The sequence below is a fragment of the Bradyrhizobium sp. UFLA06-06 genome, assembly GCF_054820065.1.
Window position 1 is genome coordinate 1 of the sequence record NZ_JADFUD010000066.1, and the last position, 16,676, is coordinate 16,676.

The following is a 16,676-nucleotide window of genomic DNA, read 5'->3' on the forward strand; positions in this document are numbered from 1 at the left end:
GACAGGGATGTTCCATCATCCTGGCCTATCTGTTTTGCGTGCTCGCGCCGTCCTTCGCGCTCGCATTCGGGGCGCCGTTTCCGTGCCTGACCGATGAGGTCCAGCCCGCCGCCGCGGCGCATGTGCACGCGGCGTCGATGCCGATGGCGCACGCCGAAGGCGTCGCGCACGATCATGCCGCCCACGATCACGGCGGCATGCAGATGCATCAAGCGGCCGATGATGCTGCGCTGCCTGCGGAGCACAGCCACGACGGCAAGACCGCGCCGGGGCCGTGCTGCGCGTTGATGTGCGTATCGGCGCTGCCGGCCGATCTTCCCTTCGTCGCAACTCCCCTGCACCCGATCGCCACGCGCCTTTGCGAGGCTCATCAGAGCCTGCGGAGCGAGGCGCCGGCGCGCCTCTATCGTCCCCCCATCGCCTGATCTTTCGCTGACATCGTGGCTGCGCCGCGCGCACGCGTGCGCATGCCGATTGCTCATCTGATGATCGGGACAGATCCATGTATTCGCATCTCCGGGCGAGGCTCGCCGCCGTGGCCACCAGGCTTGGCAACCGGCTTGGCCGGCGCGCGCCACCCACATTGCTGCCGCGGATGGCCGCCGCCATCCTCGCATCTGCGCCGCTCGCCGGCTGCATGGCCGACGGCCGGCCGGTTGCGGTCGCAGGCGATCCGGCGAACCCGGCGGCGGGGACGGCCGGCGTCGGCTATCGCCCGACGATCGCGCCCTACAGCAGCTTGCGTCCGGCGACGCCGCAGCCGTGGCGCGAGCGCAATGACGGCGTCACGCCGCCGGCCAGTTCGAAGTCGGATCGGTAGGAGGGCGCCATGCGATATCCGGCCATCGCGCCGATCCTGCTGCTGACATCCGCGCTCGCGGGATGCGCGTCGTTCTCGCCCGACAGCGGCATGGGCGTCGTCTCCGACGTGACCGAGCAGGCGATCGGCAAGGACGTCGCCTTCGTTCGCAGCGGAGAGGGGGCCGCGAGCGTCGACGCCGCGGTGAAACGGCTGCTCGCACGCAATTTGACGGCGGATGCCGCCGTGCAGGTCGCGCTCTTGAACAACAAGGGGCTGCAGGCCGCCTATAACGAGCTGGCGCTGGCGGAGACCGATTACGTCGCCGACAGCCTGCCGCCGAACCCGACCTTCTCGGTCTCCCGCATCACCGGAAACGGCGCCAGCGAGGTCGAGCGGCAGATTGTCGGCGACATCCTTGCGCTCGCGACCCTTCCGGCCCGCTCCGAGATCGCGCGCGAGCGCTTCCGCCAGGCGCAGCTCAAGGCCGCGCTCGCCACCTTGCGGCTCGCCGCCGAGGTGCGGCGTGCCCATGTCGCGGCAGTCGCGGCAAATGAGATGGTCGCGCTGCTGACGGATGCCAAGGCGACCGCGGAGTCGACCGCGCAGCTCGCCAGGAAGCTCGGCGAGACCGGCGGCATGAACAAGCTCGACCAGGCCCGTGAGCAGGTGTTCTACGCCGAGATCACCGCCGACCTCGCCAGCGCGCGGCAGAACGCGGCGAGTTCGCGCGAGCGGCTGGCGCGGCTGCTCGGATTGTGGGACGGCGATCTCGGCTTCCGGATTCCGGACCGGCTGCCGGTGCTGCCGAACCGGCCGCTGCAGCAGCCCTCGATCGAGATCGCCGCGGTCGGTCACCGCGTCGACCTGCAGATTGCACGGATGGAAATCGTCGCGCTCGCCAAGGCGCTCGATCTCACCGAGGCGACGCGCTTCGTCACGCTGCTCGACGTCGCCGGCGTCGACAAGCGGACGCACGATCCCGAAGCCCCGCCGTTCAGGGAGCGCGGCTTCGACGTCCAGTTCCAGATTCCGATCTTCGACGGCGGCGAGGTGCGCCTGCGCCAGGCGGCGGAGACCTACCGCCAGGCGATGAACCGCCTGACCGAGAAGGCGATCAACGTCCGCTCCGAGGCGCGCGACGCCTACCGCGTCTACCGCTCGACCTACGACATCGCGCGCCATTACCAGCGCGAGGTGCTGCCGCTGCGGCAGATCATCACCGAGGAGATGCAGCTGCGCTTCTCCAGCATGCAGGTCGACGTGTTCGCGCTTCTGACCGAAGCGCGGCAGCGGCTCGCCTCGCTGCGCGCGGCGATCGACGCCAAGCGCGACTTCCTGCTGGCGCAATCCGAACTGCAGACCGCGATCAACGGCGGCGGCTCGGCCGGCGCAGCATCGACACCGTCTTCCATCGCCTCGGCCGCGCAGCCCGCGGCCGGCGGCGGTCATTGAATGGAGCAGCACATGTTTTCACGACGAGGATTTCTGGGCAGCGCGGCGCTGGTCACGGCAAGCGCGGTCAGCGGCCGCGTCCAGGCCGCCGCCATTCCCGAAGCGCCGACCATGGACAAGGTGGTGATGCAGCCGCCGCTGCATCCCACCAGCGGGCCGGACTACCGGCCGGTCGTCACGCTCAACAGCTGGTCGCTGCCGTGGCGGATGAACGGCGACTGGAAGGAATTCCATCTCGTCGCCGAGCCCGTGGTGCGCGAATTCGCCGACGGCATGAAGGCCAATCTCTGGGGCTACAACGGCCAGGCGCCGGGGCCGACCATCGAGGCGGTCGAGGGCGACAAGGTCCGCATCTTCGTCACCAACAGACTGCCGGAGCACACCACGGTGCATTGGCACGGCATGATCGTGCCGTCAGGCATGGACGGCGTCGGCGGGCTCAACCAGCCGCACATCAAGCCCGGCAAGACCTTCGTCTACGAGTTCGAGATGAAGAACAGCGGGACCTTCATGTACCACCCGCATTCCGACGAGATGGTGCAGATGGCGATGGGCATGATGGGCATGTTCATCGTGCATCCGCGCGATCCGGCGTTCCGTCCCGTCGACCGCGACTTCGTCTTCATCATGAGCAGCTACCTCATCGACCCCGGCACCTATCTGCCGAAGGTCAATGAGATGACCGACTTCAACATGTGGACCTGGAACAGCCGCGTCTATCCCGGCATCGATCCGATGCCGATCCGGCTCGGCGACAGGATCCGCGTGCGGATCGGCAACCTGACCATGACCAACCATCCGATCCATGTGCACGGGCACAATTTCGCGGTGACCTGCACCGACGGCGGCTGGGTGCCGGTGTCAGCGCAATATCCGGAGACCACGACCGACGTGCCGGTCGGCGCGGTCAGGGCGTTCGACATGCTCGCCGACAATCCGGGCGACTGGGCGTTCCACTGCCACAAGTCGCACCACACCATGAACGCGATGGGCCACGACGTCAGAAACTTCATCGGCGTGTCGCGTCAGGATCTGGCGAAGGCGGTCGGCAAGCTCGCGCCCGACGCGATGGTGATGGGATCGACCGGCATGGCGATGGGCAACATGGAGATGCCCGCGCCCGACAACACGCTGCCGATGATGACCGGCACCGGACAATTCGGGCCGATCGAGATGGGCGGCATGTTCACGGTGATGAAGATCCGCGAGGGGCTCGGCCGCGACGATTACGCCGACCCCGGACCGTACAAATATCCGCCGGGCACGGTTGCCTATGAGGTCGAGGCGCCGGCCGCCGAGCCCGCGCGCCAACCGCCGGCGGCGCCGGGGCGAAAGGCCAAGCCATCGATGAAGGGAATGAAGATGTAGCGGACCCGGCTCACTCACCAACGACAAGCATCAAACACAGAAATGGAGAATCCAGTGAAGCAACTCACCAGCATCGGCGTCGCGCTGATCGCGCTGTCGGTCGCGGCAGTGCCGGCGCGCGGCCACGAAAAACATGGTCACGAATCCTATTCGGCCGGCGAGCCCGGCGATCCGAGCAAGCCGTCGCGCACGGTCGAGGTCGAGATGAAGGAGATGGAGTTCACGCCGTTCCGCATCGAGGTCAAGCGCGGCGAGCAGATTCGCTTCGTGATCCGCAACGCCGGCACCGAGGATCACGAATTCTTGCTCGCGACCACCGAAGAGAATTTGAAGCATGCCGAAGTGATGAAGAAGCATCCGCATATGGAGCATGACGATCCGAACGGCGTTCGCCTCGCACCGAAGAAGAGTGCGGAGATCGTCTGGAAATTCACCAAGGCCGGAACGTTCGAATATTCCTGCCTGATCCCGGATCACCGCGACTACGGGATGACCGGCCGCGTCATCGTGAAATGAACCCATCAACGAAAGAAAGGACAACAACCATGAACAGGATCATTCGGATCGCAGGCGCCGCCTCGCTTGCGTTGGCGTTGACATTGAGTGCGCCTTGGGGCGCTGTTTTCGCGCAGGGCGCTGATATCGATGGCGAGGTCAAGAAGATCGACGAGGGCGCCGGGAAGATCACGCTCAAGCACGGCCCGGCCAGGAGCCTCGGCATGGACGAGCCGATGACGATGGTCTACCGGGTCAAGGATCCGGCGCTGCTGAAGCAAGTCAAGGTCGGCGACAAGGTCCGGTTCGAGGCCAAGGAGGGCGACGGCGGCTACACCGTCACCGCGATCCAGAAGGCGAAGTGAGGCGACGGCCCGCATCAACAGGTTGGGCTGTCGGCTAAACCCAGCCGGCAGCCCTTGAAACCGCGACGTATGCTCCCCAGAGCCGTTCCAGACGGATCGGCTTGAATGGGTTGCGTGGCTGGCCTTATCCTGTCGTCTGGAAGGACGAGCAATGAACGATTGCTGCGAGCAGAAGACGACCGAATGCTGCGCACCACCGCCGCTGACGCTGCCGAGCAAGGCTCGCGTGCGGGCAGGGGACCGCGATCGCGCGGCCGATTCGTGCGGCTGCTCAGGCGGCGTTCCCGTCTTTGACGGTCTCGATCCGCGCTACAAGCGCGTGCTCTGGACGGTCATCGGCATCAATGGCGCGATGTTCCTGACCGAGATGATCGCGGGGCAGCTTGCCGGATCGCAGGCGCTCAAGGCCGATGCGCTCGACTTCCTTGCCGATACGGTCACCTATGGACTGAGCCTTGCGGTGATCGGCGCCAGCCTGCGTGTGCGCGCCTCCGCCGCGCTGCTGAAGGGCGCGTCGCTGAGCTTGATGGCGCTGTGGGTATTCGGCTCGACCGTCTACCAGACGTTCGTGCTCGGCGTGCCGAAAGCCGAGGTGATGGGCGCCATCGGCATGTTGGCACTCGCGGCCAATCTAGGCTCGGTTCTGCTTCTGCTGCCGTACAAGGACGGCGACGCCAATGTCCGCTCGGTCTGGCTCTGCTCGCGCAACGACGCGATCGGAAACCTCATCGTGATGGCGGCTGCTCTCGGCGTGTGGGGATCGGTCTCGGCCTGGCCTGATCTTGCCGTCGCCGCCGTGATGGCGATGATATTCCTCACCTCGTCGGTGCAAATCCTGCGGCAGGCATGGACCGAGTATCGCGAGGCGGCGCTACGCAGCCCGTCAGCGGCGCATGGCTGATGAGGCCGCAAGATAGGCCGCGCCAGGGCAGAAATTTGCCGCGCATTTACCTTAAATGATGGCTCCCGGGGAACGTCCGTGGCAGCGGCGCGTTGCTATGCATCATTCGAGTGCAGAAGGCCCCCTCAATGACAATCAACGCGGCAATACTGATGGCGGCATTGGTGCTGTCGGGAACCGTGTTGGCGCAGAGCTCCGGCCCTTCGGCCGGCTCGGCGGGGGCCGGGCAGGCCGCCAATGTGACCACCACCGGTCAGGCGCTGAACAGCGCCAAGAAGACCGGCGACAGCGGGCCGCCGGTGGAGAAGGCCGCGCGTCCGGCAAAGCCGGATGCCGGCGCTGCGGGCAACACGGTGGGGGCGAGCCGCCCGCCAAAGCCCGATCGTCGCCTCGAGCATTATCCGTAATCACCCTCGTAATCCTGGGGGACGTCACCGGGTCCGGGCCGGTTCGGGCGCCGTCAGTCATGATACCGTCATGCCGCATCGGCTAGCCAAGGCATTTGGCTGAAACGCGGTGGACAGGTTCATGGCGGGGAAGAACCGGGCCCAATTCCCGGGAATGGATCGGCAGACCGCCGGAGTGCTTCTTGTCCTTGCCGTGGCGCAAGTGTTCGGCTGGGGGACCCTCGGCCTGCCGGCCATCGCCGGTAACCGGATTGCGGCTGATCTCCACATCTCGCTCCCGATGGTGTTTGCCGGCACGTCCACCCTGTACGTGACGATGGGCCTGTGCGGGCCGTTGCTGGCGGAACCGTTCCGGCGCGTTGGCGCGCGGCGCGTCATGATGATCGGCAGCGTGATTGCCGCGCTCGGTTTCGTCGTGCTGGCCTGCGCGCATCAGGCAGCGGCGCGACGTCGTGAAACGCAACGCCTTTTCGGTCATGGCGCATGTGCCCGGCACACTTCTTGCCTTTGAATCTCTTGCCACCGAGCGCGATACAGCGATCGCAAGCGCGCGCTCAAAGCATGACGCGAGAGGTTGCCATGACCCAACGGCGTATCGGCTTCGTCGGCTTCGGCGAGGCCGCGCAATGCTTCGCGGCGCATCTCGCAGGCAGGCAGGAATCCGCGCCGCTGGTGTTTTGCGAGGGCAAGACCAATCGTCCGCCATATTCGGAAGCGTTCCGGAGCATCGCGTCTGCCCGCGGCGTTGAGCTTGTGGACAGCCTGTCCGCGTTGATGGCGCGCGCCGACATCGTGTTCTCCGCGGTCGTGGTCGCAACGGCCGTGCCGGTCGGGCAGGCCATCGCCGGCCTGGTTCGGCCCGGGATGCTGGTGATCGACGTCAACGCCTCCACGCCCAGAGCCAAGCGGCTGGTGGGCGATGCGGTGACAGCGAACGGTGGTGGCTTCGTCGATGCCAACCTGATGGGCGCGGTCAGCATCTACGGTGCGGCGGTGCCGCTGTACTGCTCCGGCGACGGCGCCGCACGCTTCGCCGAGCTGTTTGCGCCGTTGGGCTTCACGATCGAGCTCGCCGGCCTGGAGGCCGGCACGGCGGCGGCGGTGAAGATGCTGCGCAGCGTGGTGACCAAGGGCATGGAGGCGCTGATCGTGGAGGCGCTGACCGCCGCCTCGCTCGCGGGGGTGCGCAGCGAAGCGCTGCGCGGCATTTGCGAACCGATGGACGCGACGCGCTACAGCAAATTCGTCGACATGTGCGTGCGCACCGATGTGCTGCACGCCGAGCGCCGCGCCGTCGAGATGGATGGCGTCGCCGAGGGGCTGCGCGAGATCGGCCTGCAACCGATCATGACGGAAGCGACCGCCGCACGGCTCAGGACATCGGCGCGGCTCGGCCTGCGCGATGATTTCGCGGCGCGCCAGGCCTACAGCGCCGACGACGTGCTCGATGCGTATGCTGCGAGAATGGCTGATCTCGCTCGCGATCTGTAAATTCGTAGGATGGGTAGAGCGAAGCGAAACCCATCGACTTCGTGCCACGGTGACAGACGATGGGTTTCGCGGAGTTTATCGTCGGGCCGCGCTTTGCGCGGACCGTTGGCTCTACCCATCCTACAGCACAGCAAAAAGCCGGCGCAGTCGTCGCGACCACGCCGGCTCGATGCAGGAAGCGGTTGCCTCAGTAAACCAGGCCGGTGCCCGGGGGCTTCTCCAGCGCCGCGGCGAGCGAGCGATATTCGTCGCTGTTGGTGCCGGCGAGCTGGGCGATGCGGTTCAGATGGTATTGCGCCTGATCGCGGTTGCCCTGTTCGACCTGCCAGAGGCCGTAATACTGCCAGGTGCGCACATGGGCGGGATCGGCCTTCAGCGCGCGCTCGTACCAGATCTGCGAGACCTTGTAGTCGCCGAGCTTGCGATAGGAGTAGCCGATCAGGTTGGCGACGTCGGCACGATCATCCTGGCCGAGCGCCCTTAGCTGCTCGATCGCGGCGGTGTAGTCGTGCTTGTCGTAGATCGTGGTGTAGGCGGCGCGATAGCCGGCCAGGAACTTCTGATCGTCGATCGCGGAGCTCTTGTCCTTCTTCGCCTTCTTGCCCTTGCTGCTGCCGCTGTCGGAAGCCGGCGGCGAGGGATTGTCGCTGCCCGCGGCGTAGGCCGAGATGACCGGCCCGGAGGCGAGCGTCATCGAGAGCACTGCGAGGCCCAAAAACTTCGTCTTCCTGCTCATTCCTGGTTGCTCCTGATCGTTCCTGATCGTGCTCGGTAATCCTACACCGAAGCCTGATGACTTGAACACCCAGGGGTGCAGAACATTCCCGGCCGATCCCACGATTGCGTGATCCTGCATTTTCAGCGGTAGAGGAGAACATGACAGAGATGTCATTCACATGAATGAAGTCCGTCAGGGTCCTTCAGAACCGGTTCAGTGCGCGGCCCCTAAGGTCACGTGCATTGATCGGTGAGGCCGACCATCCGGCCGGAAACCTCTCGATCCCGACGAGGAGGACCATCATGCTGAAGACGATTTCCGCCGCGCTGCTCGCCATGTCCGTGATCGCAGCGCCCGCGCTCGCCGCCGAAACCGGCAAGGCCGCAACGCCCGCGCCGGCGACCACGACCGCCCCCGCGACCAAGGCCGCCCCCGTCATCAAGAGCGAGCAGCTGCCGTCGAAGGTGCGCAACGCCAACGCCAAGATGCACCACAAGCACTATCGCCATCACCGCCACCACAAGCACATGGGCATGCTGAAGGTGAAGTCGCCGAAGCATGCGACCACGCACGTCCGTGCGAAGGTCGCGACCAAGCACGTCGCGCCGGCCAAACGCGGCTGACCCAAGCGCGGTTGAATCTGATCCGAGGGGCGTAGTTTCGATCCACATTGCCCCGCTGCGCCTTTTGGATGCAGAACCGGCCCGTCCGTCCATTGCTTCCCCAATGGCGACGGGCCGGAGTGCGTCCGGCTCCGGTTGTGAACCCGAGCGAAGAATAACCGAGTTGCGAATTCCCTTCGGCCGCCCGGCAGTTTATGAGACGCCTCCGGGGACTCAGGGAACAGCGTCGTTTGCGGATTTCATCACAACTGGCAGCCATCCTGCTGCTCTCGCTTCCGCTCGCCGGCTGCCTCACCAGCGACGACGGCGGCGGGCCGACCACCTTCACCGATGACCGGGGCGTCGCCAACCAGCCGCTCCCGGACCGCTACCGCGACCAGATCCTCGCCTTCATGCGGACCTACCTGAACAATCCGGTCGGGGTCCGCGAGGCTGTTATCGCCGAGCCGGCGCAGCGCACGATCGGCGGCCGGCTGCGCTACGTCGTGTGCCTGCGCTACAGCGCGAAGGATACCGACGGCAATTACCGGCCGGCCCGGGAGCGCGGTGTCCTGTTTGTCGACGGCCGGCTCGACCGCATCCTCGACAACCCCGCCGAGCCCTGCGCCGGCGCGTCCTACGCGGCATTTCCGGAACTGGAAAAGATGTCGCGCTAAGGCATGATCCGGAAAAGTGTGAAGCGGTTTTTCCGAAAAGATCATGCCCGAACAAGAGGCAGAAGCGCGATCTGATCGCGCTTCTGCACGGCGGCTTGTCGCAAGCCTGATCGAAACGTTAGCGAACTCCGATCACTTTTCGGGGAGCGTTGAACTTCAACTTAGCCGTCTGCGACTTACATGGAGCCGAGATGCGGTTGCTTAACCGGTGAAAAATCTCGCTGTGCCAAGGAACAAACGGGCGTTGTTGCGACCCTGTCACAGCTCGGAAACATCACGGGTCCGGCATTGCCCCAAAGCAACCTAATTGAGGTCACGTTGTTTGGCTTAACAGCGCAGCGTTAGTAGGGGACCAGAAATGAAGAAGTTTTTGTTCGGCACGGTCGCGCTGGCCGCTCTCTCGAGCCCGGCGTTTGCGGCTGACATGCCGGCCCGCACCTATACCAAGGCACCGCCGCCCTATACCGCCCCCGCCGTCGTCTACAACTGGACCGGCTTCTATATCGGCGGCCATGTCGGCGGCGCGTTCACCGATGGCAACAACCTGATGGGCAGCGACGCGCGCTTCATGGGTGGCGTGCAGGGCGGCTTCGACTATCAGTTCGCCCCGAACTGGGTGATGGGCGCCGAGGCGCAGTATTCCTGGCTGCCCAGCTCCTCGAACAATGGCGTGCTGCTCCCGGGCGGAACGCTGGTGACCGGCAACACCGACCAGCTCGGTTCGGTGACCGGCCGCCTCGGCTACACCTGGGGTCCGGCGCTGCTCTACGCCAAGGGCGGTTATGCCTGGCGCGACAACAACAACATCACCGCGTCGGTCGGCGGCGTGCCGGCGTCCTTCACCACCGATGGCGGTCACAAGGACGGCTATACGGTCGGAGCCGGCCTCGAATACATGTTCGCCCCGAACTGGTCGGCGAAGGCCGAATACCAGTACTATAATTTCGGCAAGACCAACTTCACCAGCGGCCCGGCCGACCTCGTCGGCACGAGCTTCCGGAACGACGAACATACCGTCAAGCTCGGGGTCAACTACCGCTTCGGTTGGGGCGGCCCGGTCGGCTCCCGCTACTGATCGCATTGTCGTCAATCGAGATCGAAAGGCCGGCCTTCGGGTCGGCCTTTTTTGTTGACCAGCCGCTCGCCCCGGAATGACGACGCATGCGGTGCACCTGTAGCCCGGATGGAGCGCAGCGTAATCCGGGGCAGCCGATCCGACGAATGAAGTCCCCGGATTTCGCTCCGCTCCATCCGGGCTACGACCCCACATTCACCTGATGTTCAGGCCTGATCGTGCAATGCAAAAAATAATTCCTGCATTGCACGGAACTTTCATCGTGCTGCGCTATTATGCGATCGCCGGGCTGGTGGACAAACGAACATGCGTGGTTTTGCGTTAGGGCTGATCCTCTCTGCGGTCTCCGTGCCGTGCCTTGCCCAGACTATCCTCAAATCCGAACCCCTGGCGCTCGCGCCTTATGAGGTCGTGTTCGTGCAGGACGCGTCCTGCTCGGCTGGCAAGGTGCTCAAGGTGACCGGCGCGATCCGGGGTCTGCATCGGCGGAAGATTTGCGTTTCGCTCGCTGCCGAACAGGCCTCGCTGGCGACGGCAATGCCGTAGGCGCGGGGCGACTGCACCCATTGCATCCCCGGTCCGCCGCTGCGCGCCGGCCAGCCTAACGTCTGGTTAGTTCAATCGCGGCTCCAGTCGCGCTTCGCGATCGGCATCGGCCTTGTTCTTGGCCGGATCCTCGTTCGGGTCGAGCTGGCACGGCCGGATTTCGTAGTCGTTATCCAGCACCGGGCGGGGCGCTGACTTCTCCTCCTCGGAGACGGCATCCACCACCAGGCCTGATTTCCTGGCCAGCGTCCAGACATCCGCCTCGGTCGGGTAGGCCTTGCTCAGCTTGGCGTCCTGATAAAACAGCGCGTACGGCATTCGTCGTTCCCCAAACAACCGACAACGCCAGCACCCGTTTTGGGTTTCAGGCAATGTCGCCGTTCCGGTCACGGAACCGTGAGCGCGCATTCGCGGCAAGCATCTGAAAATATGAGTCATTTCGGCCCTTTCCTGGAGGGGCCCTGAGTCCTTAACGGGTGGTAAACCCCCGAAAAAAGAATCCCCGGGACTCTCCGGGTAGAATCGCCGGATGCTCCGGTCCATGAGAGCTATCCACCAGCCTCCTTACGAATGCGTGCAGCTCGCCCTTGCGGTTGCGCTGCTCGCGGCCTGCGCCGCGAACGTGGCGCTGGTCTGGTCCTGGCTCTAGATTTCCCGGCTCTCGCCAAAATCTGGATGTGGCGGCCACGCGAAAACGCCGGAGCCGCGCGGCGCCGCTGGCGATTGACGGCACCTGCATTCCTCCCATCATTGCCGGCAGAACAAGCGCCCGCTGCGCCCTGCGCGGACGGGCCGCGATCAGGGGAGCCGATATGATCGAAACGCTGAAGGAACGGGTCAACGGCGATGCCGGCCTGGTGCGGCGGGGCCGCTACCTCACCACGACTTTCCTGCTCGAGATCGGCGCGGCCGCCTGGCTGATCGCGATCCATGAGGGCCGGATCGTCGCGGTGACGAAGGGCCCGTTCGTGATGCCCTCGTCGTCGTTCGCGCTGCGCACCTCGCAGGCGGAGTGGGAGCGGTTCTGCGAGAAGCGGCCGCCGCCGGGCTCGAACGACCTGATGGCGCTGATCAAGCGCCGCGTGCTGAAGGCCGAGGGCGAGCTGCAGGTCTTCATGGCGAACCTGCGCTACTTCAAGGAGGCGCTCGGCAAGCTGCGCCGCGAGGGAGTGGCCGCATGAGCGCAAAATTCGAACCGATCATCGGCCGTTACATGCATCTGGAGTTGTTCGGCCGGGCCCACCGCGTTTATGTCGAGGAGGCGGGCGAGGGCACGCCGTTGCTCTGCCTGCACACCGCGGGCGCGGACGGGCGGCAATATCGTGGTCTGATGAACGATGCGCGCGTCACGCGCAACCATCGCGTCATCGCCTTCGACATGCCCTGGCACGGCAAGTCGTCGCCGCCGCAGGGCTGGCACGACGAGGAGTACCAGCTCACCTCCGCGCAATACACGACCATGATCCTGGCGGTGATGGACGCGCTCGACCTCGACAGGCCGATCGTGATCGGCTGCTCGATCGGCGGCCGGATCGCGCTGCATCTCGCGCTCGAGCATCCCGAACGTTTCCGCGCCATCATCGGCCTGCAGGCCGGCGCGCATGTCGATCCCTATTACGACCTGAATTTCCTGCACCGGCCGGACGTGCATGGCGGCGAGGTCGCCGCCGCCATCGTCTCGGGCCTCGTCGGCCCCGACGCGCCCGACAAGGAGAGGTGGGAGACGCTGTGGCACTACATGCAAGGCGGGCCCGGCGTGTTCAAGGGCGATCTCTATTTCTACAAGGTCGACGGCGACATTCGCGCCCGCGTCGCCGAGATCGACACGAGACGTTGCCCGCTGTTCCTGCTGTCGGGCGAGTACGACTATTCCTGTACGCCGGAAGAGACGCTGGTGGTCGCGAACAGCATTGCCGGAGCCGAGGCCACCATCATGAAAGGCCTCGGCCATTTCCCGATGAGCGAGAATCCGAGTGAGTTTCTCAAGCACCTGCTGCCGGTGCTGGAGAAGATCGGCGGCCGCTAGCGCACGCCTGGGGTTGCTTTGGTCCTCGACCTCGGGCGGCGCGGTATGACAGACTGCGCATCCGCACGATTGGGCGTGAACCGGTTGCGCAGGAGGTCCCCATGCTTCCGAAGGCTGAAGCGGCCTATTTCGCGATTGCCGACATCTCCGGCTATACGAATTTCCTTGCGGCGGTCGAGCTCGACCATGCGCAGGACATCATCGCCGATTTCATGGATACGGTGGTGAAAGCGCTGCGCCCGCCATTCCGCCTCGCCAAGTTCGAAGGCGACGCCGCGTTCGTCTACACTACCGCCGAAGCAATCGACGGCTCGCTGCTGCAGGACGCGATCGAGGGCGCCTATTTCAAATTCCGGCGGCGCCTGCGCAACGTGCGCCAGGCCTCGACTTGCGAGTGTCAGGCCTGCATCGCGATGGGCGATCTCGATTTCAAGTTCGTTATCCATCATGGCGAGATGGTGAAGCAGAAGATGGGCGGGAGAGAGGAGCTTGCCGGGCGCGACGTCATTCTGGTCCACCGGCTGCTCAAGAACACGATTGGTGAGAAGATCGGCGGGCGCGCATATGCGCTCTACAGCGACGCGGCCATCCACGCGATGGGCATCGATCCGGTCGCGCAGGGTCTCATCGCGCATCACGAAACCATCGACGTCATCGGCGACGTGACGCTGTGGGTGCGCGATCTTGAAGCGGCGTGGCGGCAGGAAGACGCGCAAACCCGGATGCAGGTGACGCGTGACGATGCCTACGCCATGCTGGAATTCGACATCGCCGCGCCGCGGCAGACGGTGTGGGAGTTTTTCACCGTGCCCGGGCAATGGCAGAAATGGTGGGACGCCGACGCCATCGTCGAGGATTCCGGCAAGGGACGACGCGGTCTCGGCACCAGGAACCACTGTATGCACGGCAACCATACCGTCGTTGAGGAGATGCTCGATTGGCGGCCGACCGATTATTTTACGGTGGGCATCACGCTTCCAATTCCCGGCGCGCCGCGGATCGTGATGACTCGCGCCGTTCTGGACGGTCCAAACGGAATGACGCATCTGGAGCTGCGGGTCGCCAAGCCTAAGCCAAAGGATCGAGAGTTCGTCGACGGCGCCGCAGCCAAATACACCGAACGCATGACCAAGGCGATCGCCGGCTTGCGATCCATGCTGGAGGGGAAGCAGCCTGCCCTCGACGCAGTGGAAGAGCCGGCGCTGGCGCGATCGGGCGGACGCTTTCTGACCGAACCGGTGAAATCGGGCGAGCGCGGCTGAAGCCCAACGGACCCGCACCGATCCGGCGAAAAGGGGCCCCGTTTACTTGCCCGAGCGCGGCAGCTCGTTGATCGCGGCGCGAACCTTGGCCATGGTCGTGGTGCAGTATTCCTCGCGCTCCTTCAGGAAGCGCTGCTGCTGTGCGCGGAAATTGGCAACCCGCTCCCGCACCTCGGATCCGAAGTCGCCACTGATGTCGAGCCTGGCAAATTGCGGCGGCTGCGCCGGTTGAGGCGGGACTTCGACGACCGTCACCGCCAAAGGCGACGGAGCGGGGGGCAGGCCCTCGAGCACGGTCGGCATCGGAAGCTGAGGCGGCACGACCGCAGCCCGCACCTCGGCCGCAGGCTTGACGCTGAACGTGGCGATCGCCTCGGCCAGGGCCTGTTCAGCGGCGGTTGGCAACGCGGCGGCGGGTGCAGGCGTAGCAGCGGGTGGCGCGGCGGTCGGCTTTGCGGCAGGCGGCCCCGCCGTCTGCGGGGCAGGCGCCGGCGGCTCGGCGTCGGGCAGCTTGCCCTTCACCGACTGTACGAAGGCCATTGTCTGAGCGATCAGGAGATCGCGTTCCTTCATCCACTTCATGGCGCACCTTGAGCGCGCGGATTCCAGCAAAGCAACCGTGCGGAATCAAGCGCTCGCCATCATGATGGTTGACGAAGACGCCTGTTTGGTAGGCGCGGTGACATAATTGTGACACGTGCTGGGCGCGGACGGGTCAGCGCTGACGGGGATTGGTGTTCGGGACGAACGGGGTACCGACGATCCGGACCGGGGGCTGACCGCCCGCCGATGCTTGATTCGCGGCCGGCCGAGGCGCGGGGTTCGCCGGCGCCGGTGCCGGATCGAGCAGGGCGACCAGGCCGGCCGCGGCCACGCTGAGCAGCGTGAACGTGCCCAGAAGCAGCAAATTGCGGTCGGATTCGCGGACCCTCATGCGAGGAAAATCGCGTGAGCGGGCATAACGTTCCGAACAAATCCTCAGGGCGTTGTCGAGCGGATTTGGCCTCACCTTAAGGACAGGCATCAGGAGAGGACGAACCGGTGTGCCGGCGGGGGCGGGGTAGGATTCAGCCTAATGGGCCGCCGCCGCGGCGGGCACCTGCTCGGCGCTGCGCGCCTCGATCAGGTCGGCGTAGCGGCCATATTCCTCGGCCATTTCGAGCAGCTTCTCGCGCACCGCGGCGTCGGTCACCTGCCGGGCCAGCCGTCGCGCCTGATCGGATTGGAAGCGGTAATGTGCTGTGTCGGACATGGTGGCGGCTCCTCACATATCTGTAAGGGCCACCCGGCAAAGGTTCATCAAGGCGTCATTGCAGCGTCGCTGGGCGATCCGCCGGCGGGGCCGCTGCGGCCGGCCCCGTCTTGTCCTCGCGGACCTCGACTTCGAACCAGCCCATCTCCTTCAGCTCGCGTGCCTTCTTCTCGGCCGCGTCTTCGCTGTCGCGCTTCAGCACGATTTGGCTGGTGCCATCTCGGGCAAGGATCAAATAGGTCATTGGCAGAGTCCCACCCCACATTCTGCATACCCCGTTTGCGGCCGCAAGAACAGAAGCAAGGCGAGGGATGGGTGATCCTACGGGAAGGATCCCACGATTCCTGCCAGGGAGGTGTCGCAGCGGCTTTCCGGACCGGCCCTGCGGTGCAGCGCCGGTTCGGTAGGGCGAACTGCCTCAGCGCGTCACCACCACGTCGATGTGGCGGTTCCTGTCGTCCCATCGGCCGCTCTGCAGGCAGCTCTCGCGGTAGCTGTCGCAGACGGCGAGGTCACCGCCATGGGTGCGATTCCAGGTCTTGCAGGTCGACGCGATGTAGGAGCAGGTGCATTTGCCCGACGCGCATTGGCGCTCGACAGCGGTTTCGGCAGTGGCCGCCGAAATGGTGGCGGCGAAGGTCGCGAGCAGGACCAGCAATCTCATGGCGATTCCTCAAAATGGTGAAGCCTGGTCGGCGACAATTTCCGGCCGATCAGGATTGGCGATGTGCCTTAGCGTTGGGTACAGACGAAGCGAGTGCCGTTCTTCGTCGTGCCGGTGGCCATGTCACCCTCAAGGCTCATCGATAGCCCGCGCTGAAATTATGGTTGCGAATGCCGATCGCCTTGGCCTGTGCTGCGGACACCCGATCCCGACACTGGATGTACCTCAGGACCTGCGCGTCGGTGCCCGCGGAGTGAGCGCGCCACATATCGAGAGTAAAGCCGTTCTTGGCCATGCAGGCCTGGGAGTGAGGGCTGTCGTTGCGCTCCCTGGCGCTCGCCGGAGCGACGGCCAGCGTGGACAAGGCAATCGCGGTGCAGAAAACAATCTTCATTTTTGAAATTCTCAAAGATGAAAGTGCGGGAACAATAGCCAGCGGGAACAAAATCACAAGTAGTCGTTGCGTGGGTACTCAACGTTCTCGCTAGGGCTTCATGCAAGACATTGCGAAGCGCAGAGGTCGTTGCATTGGCTAGCGCTGAGCGCTATCGACGATGCGGCACTCCCGACAAC

The 16,676-nt window shown here is 65.1% G+C and carries 25 protein-coding genes; 17 read left to right on the forward strand and 8 right to left on the reverse strand.

All coding sequences use genetic code 11. From position 1 onward, the window contains the following. The 10 genes from IF803_RS35155 to IF803_RS35200 all read left to right on the forward strand — a co-directional run. The coding region (locus tag IF803_RS35155) for a hypothetical protein (RefSeq protein WP_461195374.1) at positions 1-425 on the forward strand (425 nt) is incomplete at its 5' end. A 77-nt stretch (positions 426-502) separates the two neighbouring features. After that, positions 503-820 carry a hypothetical protein gene (locus tag IF803_RS35160; RefSeq protein WP_461195375.1) on the forward strand — a complete coding sequence of 106 codons (318 nt, stop codon included), beginning with the start codon at positions 503-505 and terminating at the stop codon, positions 818-820. A 9-nt stretch (positions 821-829) separates the two neighbouring features. Beyond that, the gene (locus IF803_RS35165) at positions 830-2,254 is read left to right on the forward strand and encodes a TolC family protein (RefSeq protein ID WP_461195376.1); all 1,425 of its coding nucleotides are present in this window, start codon (positions 830-832) and stop codon (positions 2,252-2,254) included. A gap of 12 nt (positions 2,255-2,266) precedes the next feature. Continuing rightward, complete coding sequence (locus IF803_RS35170) at positions 2,267-3,622, forward strand: multicopper oxidase family protein (RefSeq protein ID WP_461195377.1); 1,356 nt, start codon at positions 2,267-2,269, stop codon at positions 3,620-3,622. A gap of 42 nt (positions 3,623-3,664) precedes the next feature. Next, a complete protein-coding gene (locus IF803_RS35175) occupies positions 3,665-4,138 on the forward strand; it encodes a cupredoxin domain-containing protein (protein WP_461195378.1) in 474 nt (157 codons plus the stop codon). A 29-nt stretch (positions 4,139-4,167) separates the two neighbouring features. After that, positions 4,168-4,482 (forward strand): copper-binding protein, encoded by a 315-nt coding sequence (locus tag IF803_RS35180; RefSeq protein ID WP_028342652.1) that lies wholly within the window; start codon positions 4,168-4,170, stop codon positions 4,480-4,482. 151 nt (positions 4,483-4,633) lie between these two features. Then, complete coding sequence (locus tag IF803_RS35185; RefSeq protein ID WP_461195379.1) at positions 4,634-5,383, forward strand: cation transporter; 750 nt, start codon at positions 4,634-4,636, stop codon at positions 5,381-5,383. A 128-nt stretch (positions 5,384-5,511) separates the two neighbouring features. Further along, a complete protein-coding gene (locus IF803_RS35190; RefSeq protein WP_137479897.1) occupies positions 5,512-5,790 on the forward strand; it encodes a hypothetical protein in 279 nt (92 codons plus the stop codon). Positions 5,791-5,911: 121 nt separating this feature from the next. Continuing rightward, on the forward strand, positions 5,912-6,301 hold the full coding sequence (locus IF803_RS35195) for a hypothetical protein (protein ID WP_461195380.1): 390 nt from the start codon (positions 5,912-5,914) through the stop codon (positions 6,299-6,301). 68 nt (positions 6,302-6,369) lie between these two features. Next, positions 6,370-7,281 carry an NAD(P)-dependent oxidoreductase gene (locus IF803_RS35200; protein WP_461195381.1) on the forward strand — a complete coding sequence of 304 codons (912 nt, stop codon included), beginning with the start codon at positions 6,370-6,372 and terminating at the stop codon, positions 7,279-7,281. Positions 7,282-7,468: 187 nt separating this feature from the next. Here IF803_RS35200 and IF803_RS35205 read toward each other — a convergent pair whose 3' ends face one another. Further along, complete coding sequence (locus tag IF803_RS35205; protein WP_461195382.1) at positions 7,469-8,017, reverse strand: tetratricopeptide repeat protein; 549 nt, start codon at positions 8,015-8,017, stop codon at positions 7,469-7,471. 284 nt (positions 8,018-8,301) lie between these two features. Between IF803_RS35205 and IF803_RS35210 the strand changes: the two genes are divergently transcribed. From IF803_RS35210 to IF803_RS35225, 4 genes are all read left to right on the forward strand, one after another. Next, positions 8,302-8,622, forward strand: coding sequence for a His-rich protein BRANT (locus IF803_RS35210; protein WP_038383214.1), 321 nt, complete (start codon positions 8,302-8,304; stop codon positions 8,620-8,622). A 230-nt stretch (positions 8,623-8,852) separates the two neighbouring features. Next, on the forward strand, positions 8,853-9,278 hold the full coding sequence (locus tag IF803_RS35215; protein WP_461195383.1) for a hypothetical protein: 426 nt from the start codon (positions 8,853-8,855) through the stop codon (positions 9,276-9,278). A 358-nt stretch (positions 9,279-9,636) separates the two neighbouring features. Then, positions 9,637-10,353, forward strand: coding sequence for an outer membrane protein (locus tag IF803_RS35220; RefSeq protein WP_461195384.1), 717 nt, complete (start codon positions 9,637-9,639; stop codon positions 10,351-10,353). A gap of 306 nt (positions 10,354-10,659) precedes the next feature. Next, complete coding sequence (locus tag IF803_RS35225; protein WP_461195385.1) at positions 10,660-10,899, forward strand: hypothetical protein; 240 nt, start codon at positions 10,660-10,662, stop codon at positions 10,897-10,899. Positions 10,900-10,965: 66 nt separating this feature from the next. Here IF803_RS35225 and IF803_RS35230 read toward each other — a convergent pair whose 3' ends face one another. After that, positions 10,966-11,217 carry a hypothetical protein gene (locus tag IF803_RS35230; RefSeq protein WP_028342643.1) on the reverse strand — a complete coding sequence of 84 codons (252 nt, stop codon included), beginning with the start codon at positions 11,215-11,217 and terminating at the stop codon, positions 10,966-10,968. Between the two features lie 494 nt (positions 11,218-11,711). Here IF803_RS35230 and IF803_RS35235 point away from each other — a divergent pair, with 494 nt between their 5' ends. The 3 genes from IF803_RS35235 (at position 11,712) to IF803_RS35245 (ending at position 14,187) form a co-directional block, all read left to right on the forward strand. Further along, the gene (locus IF803_RS35235) at positions 11,712-12,080 is read left to right on the forward strand and encodes a hypothetical protein (RefSeq protein ID WP_461195386.1); all 369 of its coding nucleotides are present in this window, start codon (positions 11,712-11,714) and stop codon (positions 12,078-12,080) included. Continuing rightward, a complete protein-coding gene (locus tag IF803_RS35240; RefSeq protein ID WP_461195387.1) occupies positions 12,077-12,925 on the forward strand; it encodes an alpha/beta fold hydrolase in 849 nt (282 codons plus the stop codon). The genes IF803_RS35235 and IF803_RS35240 overlap by 4 nt, the downstream gene beginning before the upstream one ends. 101 nt (positions 12,926-13,026) lie before the next feature. Beyond that, on the forward strand, positions 13,027-14,187 hold the full coding sequence (locus IF803_RS35245; protein ID WP_461195388.1) for a DUF2652 domain-containing protein: 1,161 nt from the start codon (positions 13,027-13,029) through the stop codon (positions 14,185-14,187). 42 nt (positions 14,188-14,229) lie between these two features. Here IF803_RS35245 and IF803_RS35250 read toward each other — a convergent pair whose 3' ends face one another. The 6 genes from IF803_RS35250 to IF803_RS35275 all read right to left on the reverse strand — a co-directional run bounded on the left by IF803_RS35250 (position 14,230) and on the right by IF803_RS35275 (position 16,497). Further along, a complete protein-coding gene (locus IF803_RS35250) occupies positions 14,230-14,760 on the reverse strand; it encodes a hypothetical protein (RefSeq protein ID WP_461195389.1) in 531 nt (176 codons plus the stop codon). Between the two features lie 142 nt (positions 14,761-14,902). Next, on the reverse strand, positions 14,903-15,121 hold the full coding sequence (locus tag IF803_RS35255) for a hypothetical protein (RefSeq protein WP_411782144.1): 219 nt from the start codon (positions 15,119-15,121) through the stop codon (positions 14,903-14,905). 138 nt (positions 15,122-15,259) lie between these two features. Next, entirely contained in the window at positions 15,260-15,439 is a 180-nt protein-coding gene (locus IF803_RS35260; protein ID WP_461195390.1) for a hypothetical protein, read from the reverse strand. Positions 15,440-15,494: 55 nt separating this feature from the next. Next, entirely contained in the window at positions 15,495-15,683 is a 189-nt protein-coding gene (locus IF803_RS35265; protein ID WP_461195391.1) for a hypothetical protein, read from the reverse strand. 174 nt (positions 15,684-15,857) lie between these two features. Further along, complete coding sequence (locus IF803_RS35270) at positions 15,858-16,103, reverse strand: hypothetical protein (RefSeq protein WP_461195392.1); 246 nt, start codon at positions 16,101-16,103, stop codon at positions 15,858-15,860. A gap of 136 nt (positions 16,104-16,239) precedes the next feature. Further along, complete coding sequence (locus IF803_RS35275; protein WP_461195393.1) at positions 16,240-16,497, reverse strand: hypothetical protein; 258 nt, start codon at positions 16,495-16,497, stop codon at positions 16,240-16,242. Positions 16,498-16,676: the final 179 nt, after the last annotated feature.

What these genes read in the sequence shown, in the direction of transcription:
- IF803_RS35255 (WP_411782144.1), bottom strand. Translation starts at nt 15,121, where the DNA reads ATGAGGGTCCGCGAATCCGACCGCAATTTGCTGCTTCTGGGCACGTTC.
- IF803_RS35275 (WP_461195393.1), bottom strand. Translation starts at nt 16,497, where the DNA reads ATGAAGATTGTTTTCTGCACCGCGATTGCCTTGTCCACGCTGGCCGTC.
- IF803_RS35165 (WP_461195376.1), top strand. Translation starts at nt 830, where the DNA reads ATGCGATATCCGGCCATCGCGCCGATCCTGCTGCTGACATCCGCGCTC.
- IF803_RS35195 (WP_461195380.1), top strand. Translation starts at nt 5,912, where the DNA reads ATGGCGGGGAAGAACCGGGCCCAATTCCCGGGAATGGATCGGCAGACC.
- IF803_RS35205 (WP_461195382.1), bottom strand. Translation starts at nt 8,017, where the DNA reads ATGAGCAGGAAGACGAAGTTTTTGGGCCTCGCAGTGCTCTCGATGACG.
- IF803_RS35185 (WP_461195379.1), top strand. Translation starts at nt 4,634, where the DNA reads ATGAACGATTGCTGCGAGCAGAAGACGACCGAATGCTGCGCACCACCG.
- IF803_RS35190 (WP_137479897.1), top strand. Translation starts at nt 5,512, where the DNA reads ATGACAATCAACGCGGCAATACTGATGGCGGCATTGGTGCTGTCGGGA.
- IF803_RS35200 (WP_461195381.1), top strand. Translation starts at nt 6,370, where the DNA reads ATGACCCAACGGCGTATCGGCTTCGTCGGCTTCGGCGAGGCCGCGCAA.
- IF803_RS35180 (WP_028342652.1), top strand. Translation starts at nt 4,168, where the DNA reads ATGAACAGGATCATTCGGATCGCAGGCGCCGCCTCGCTTGCGTTGGCG.
- IF803_RS35170 (WP_461195377.1), top strand. Translation starts at nt 2,267, where the DNA reads ATGTTTTCACGACGAGGATTTCTGGGCAGCGCGGCGCTGGTCACGGCA.
- IF803_RS35220 (WP_461195384.1), top strand. Translation starts at nt 9,637, where the DNA reads ATGAAGAAGTTTTTGTTCGGCACGGTCGCGCTGGCCGCTCTCTCGAGC.
- IF803_RS35265 (WP_461195391.1), bottom strand. Translation starts at nt 15,683, where the DNA reads ATGACCTATTTGATCCTTGCCCGAGATGGCACCAGCCAAATCGTGCTG.
- IF803_RS35210 (WP_038383214.1), top strand. Translation starts at nt 8,302, where the DNA reads ATGCTGAAGACGATTTCCGCCGCGCTGCTCGCCATGTCCGTGATCGCA.
- IF803_RS35230 (WP_028342643.1), bottom strand. Translation starts at nt 11,217, where the DNA reads ATGCCGTACGCGCTGTTTTATCAGGACGCCAAGCTGAGCAAGGCCTAC.
- IF803_RS35225 (WP_461195385.1), top strand. Translation starts at nt 10,660, where the DNA reads ATGCGTGGTTTTGCGTTAGGGCTGATCCTCTCTGCGGTCTCCGTGCCG.
- IF803_RS35245 (WP_461195388.1), top strand. Translation starts at nt 13,027, where the DNA reads ATGCTTCCGAAGGCTGAAGCGGCCTATTTCGCGATTGCCGACATCTCC.
- IF803_RS35160 (WP_461195375.1), top strand. Translation starts at nt 503, where the DNA reads ATGTATTCGCATCTCCGGGCGAGGCTCGCCGCCGTGGCCACCAGGCTT.
- IF803_RS35250 (WP_461195389.1), bottom strand. Translation starts at nt 14,760, where the DNA reads ATGAAGGAACGCGATCTCCTGATCGCTCAGACAATGGCCTTCGTACAG.
- IF803_RS35270 (WP_461195392.1), bottom strand. Translation starts at nt 16,103, where the DNA reads ATGAGATTGCTGGTCCTGCTCGCGACCTTCGCCGCCACCATTTCGGCG.
- IF803_RS35240 (WP_461195387.1), top strand. Translation starts at nt 12,077, where the DNA reads ATGAGCGCAAAATTCGAACCGATCATCGGCCGTTACATGCATCTGGAG.
- IF803_RS35235 (WP_461195386.1), top strand. Translation starts at nt 11,712, where the DNA reads ATGATCGAAACGCTGAAGGAACGGGTCAACGGCGATGCCGGCCTGGTG.
- IF803_RS35260 (WP_461195390.1), bottom strand. Translation starts at nt 15,439, where the DNA reads ATGTCCGACACAGCACATTACCGCTTCCAATCCGATCAGGCGCGACGG.
- IF803_RS35175 (WP_461195378.1), top strand. Translation starts at nt 3,665, where the DNA reads ATGGAGAATCCAGTGAAGCAACTCACCAGCATCGGCGTCGCGCTGATC.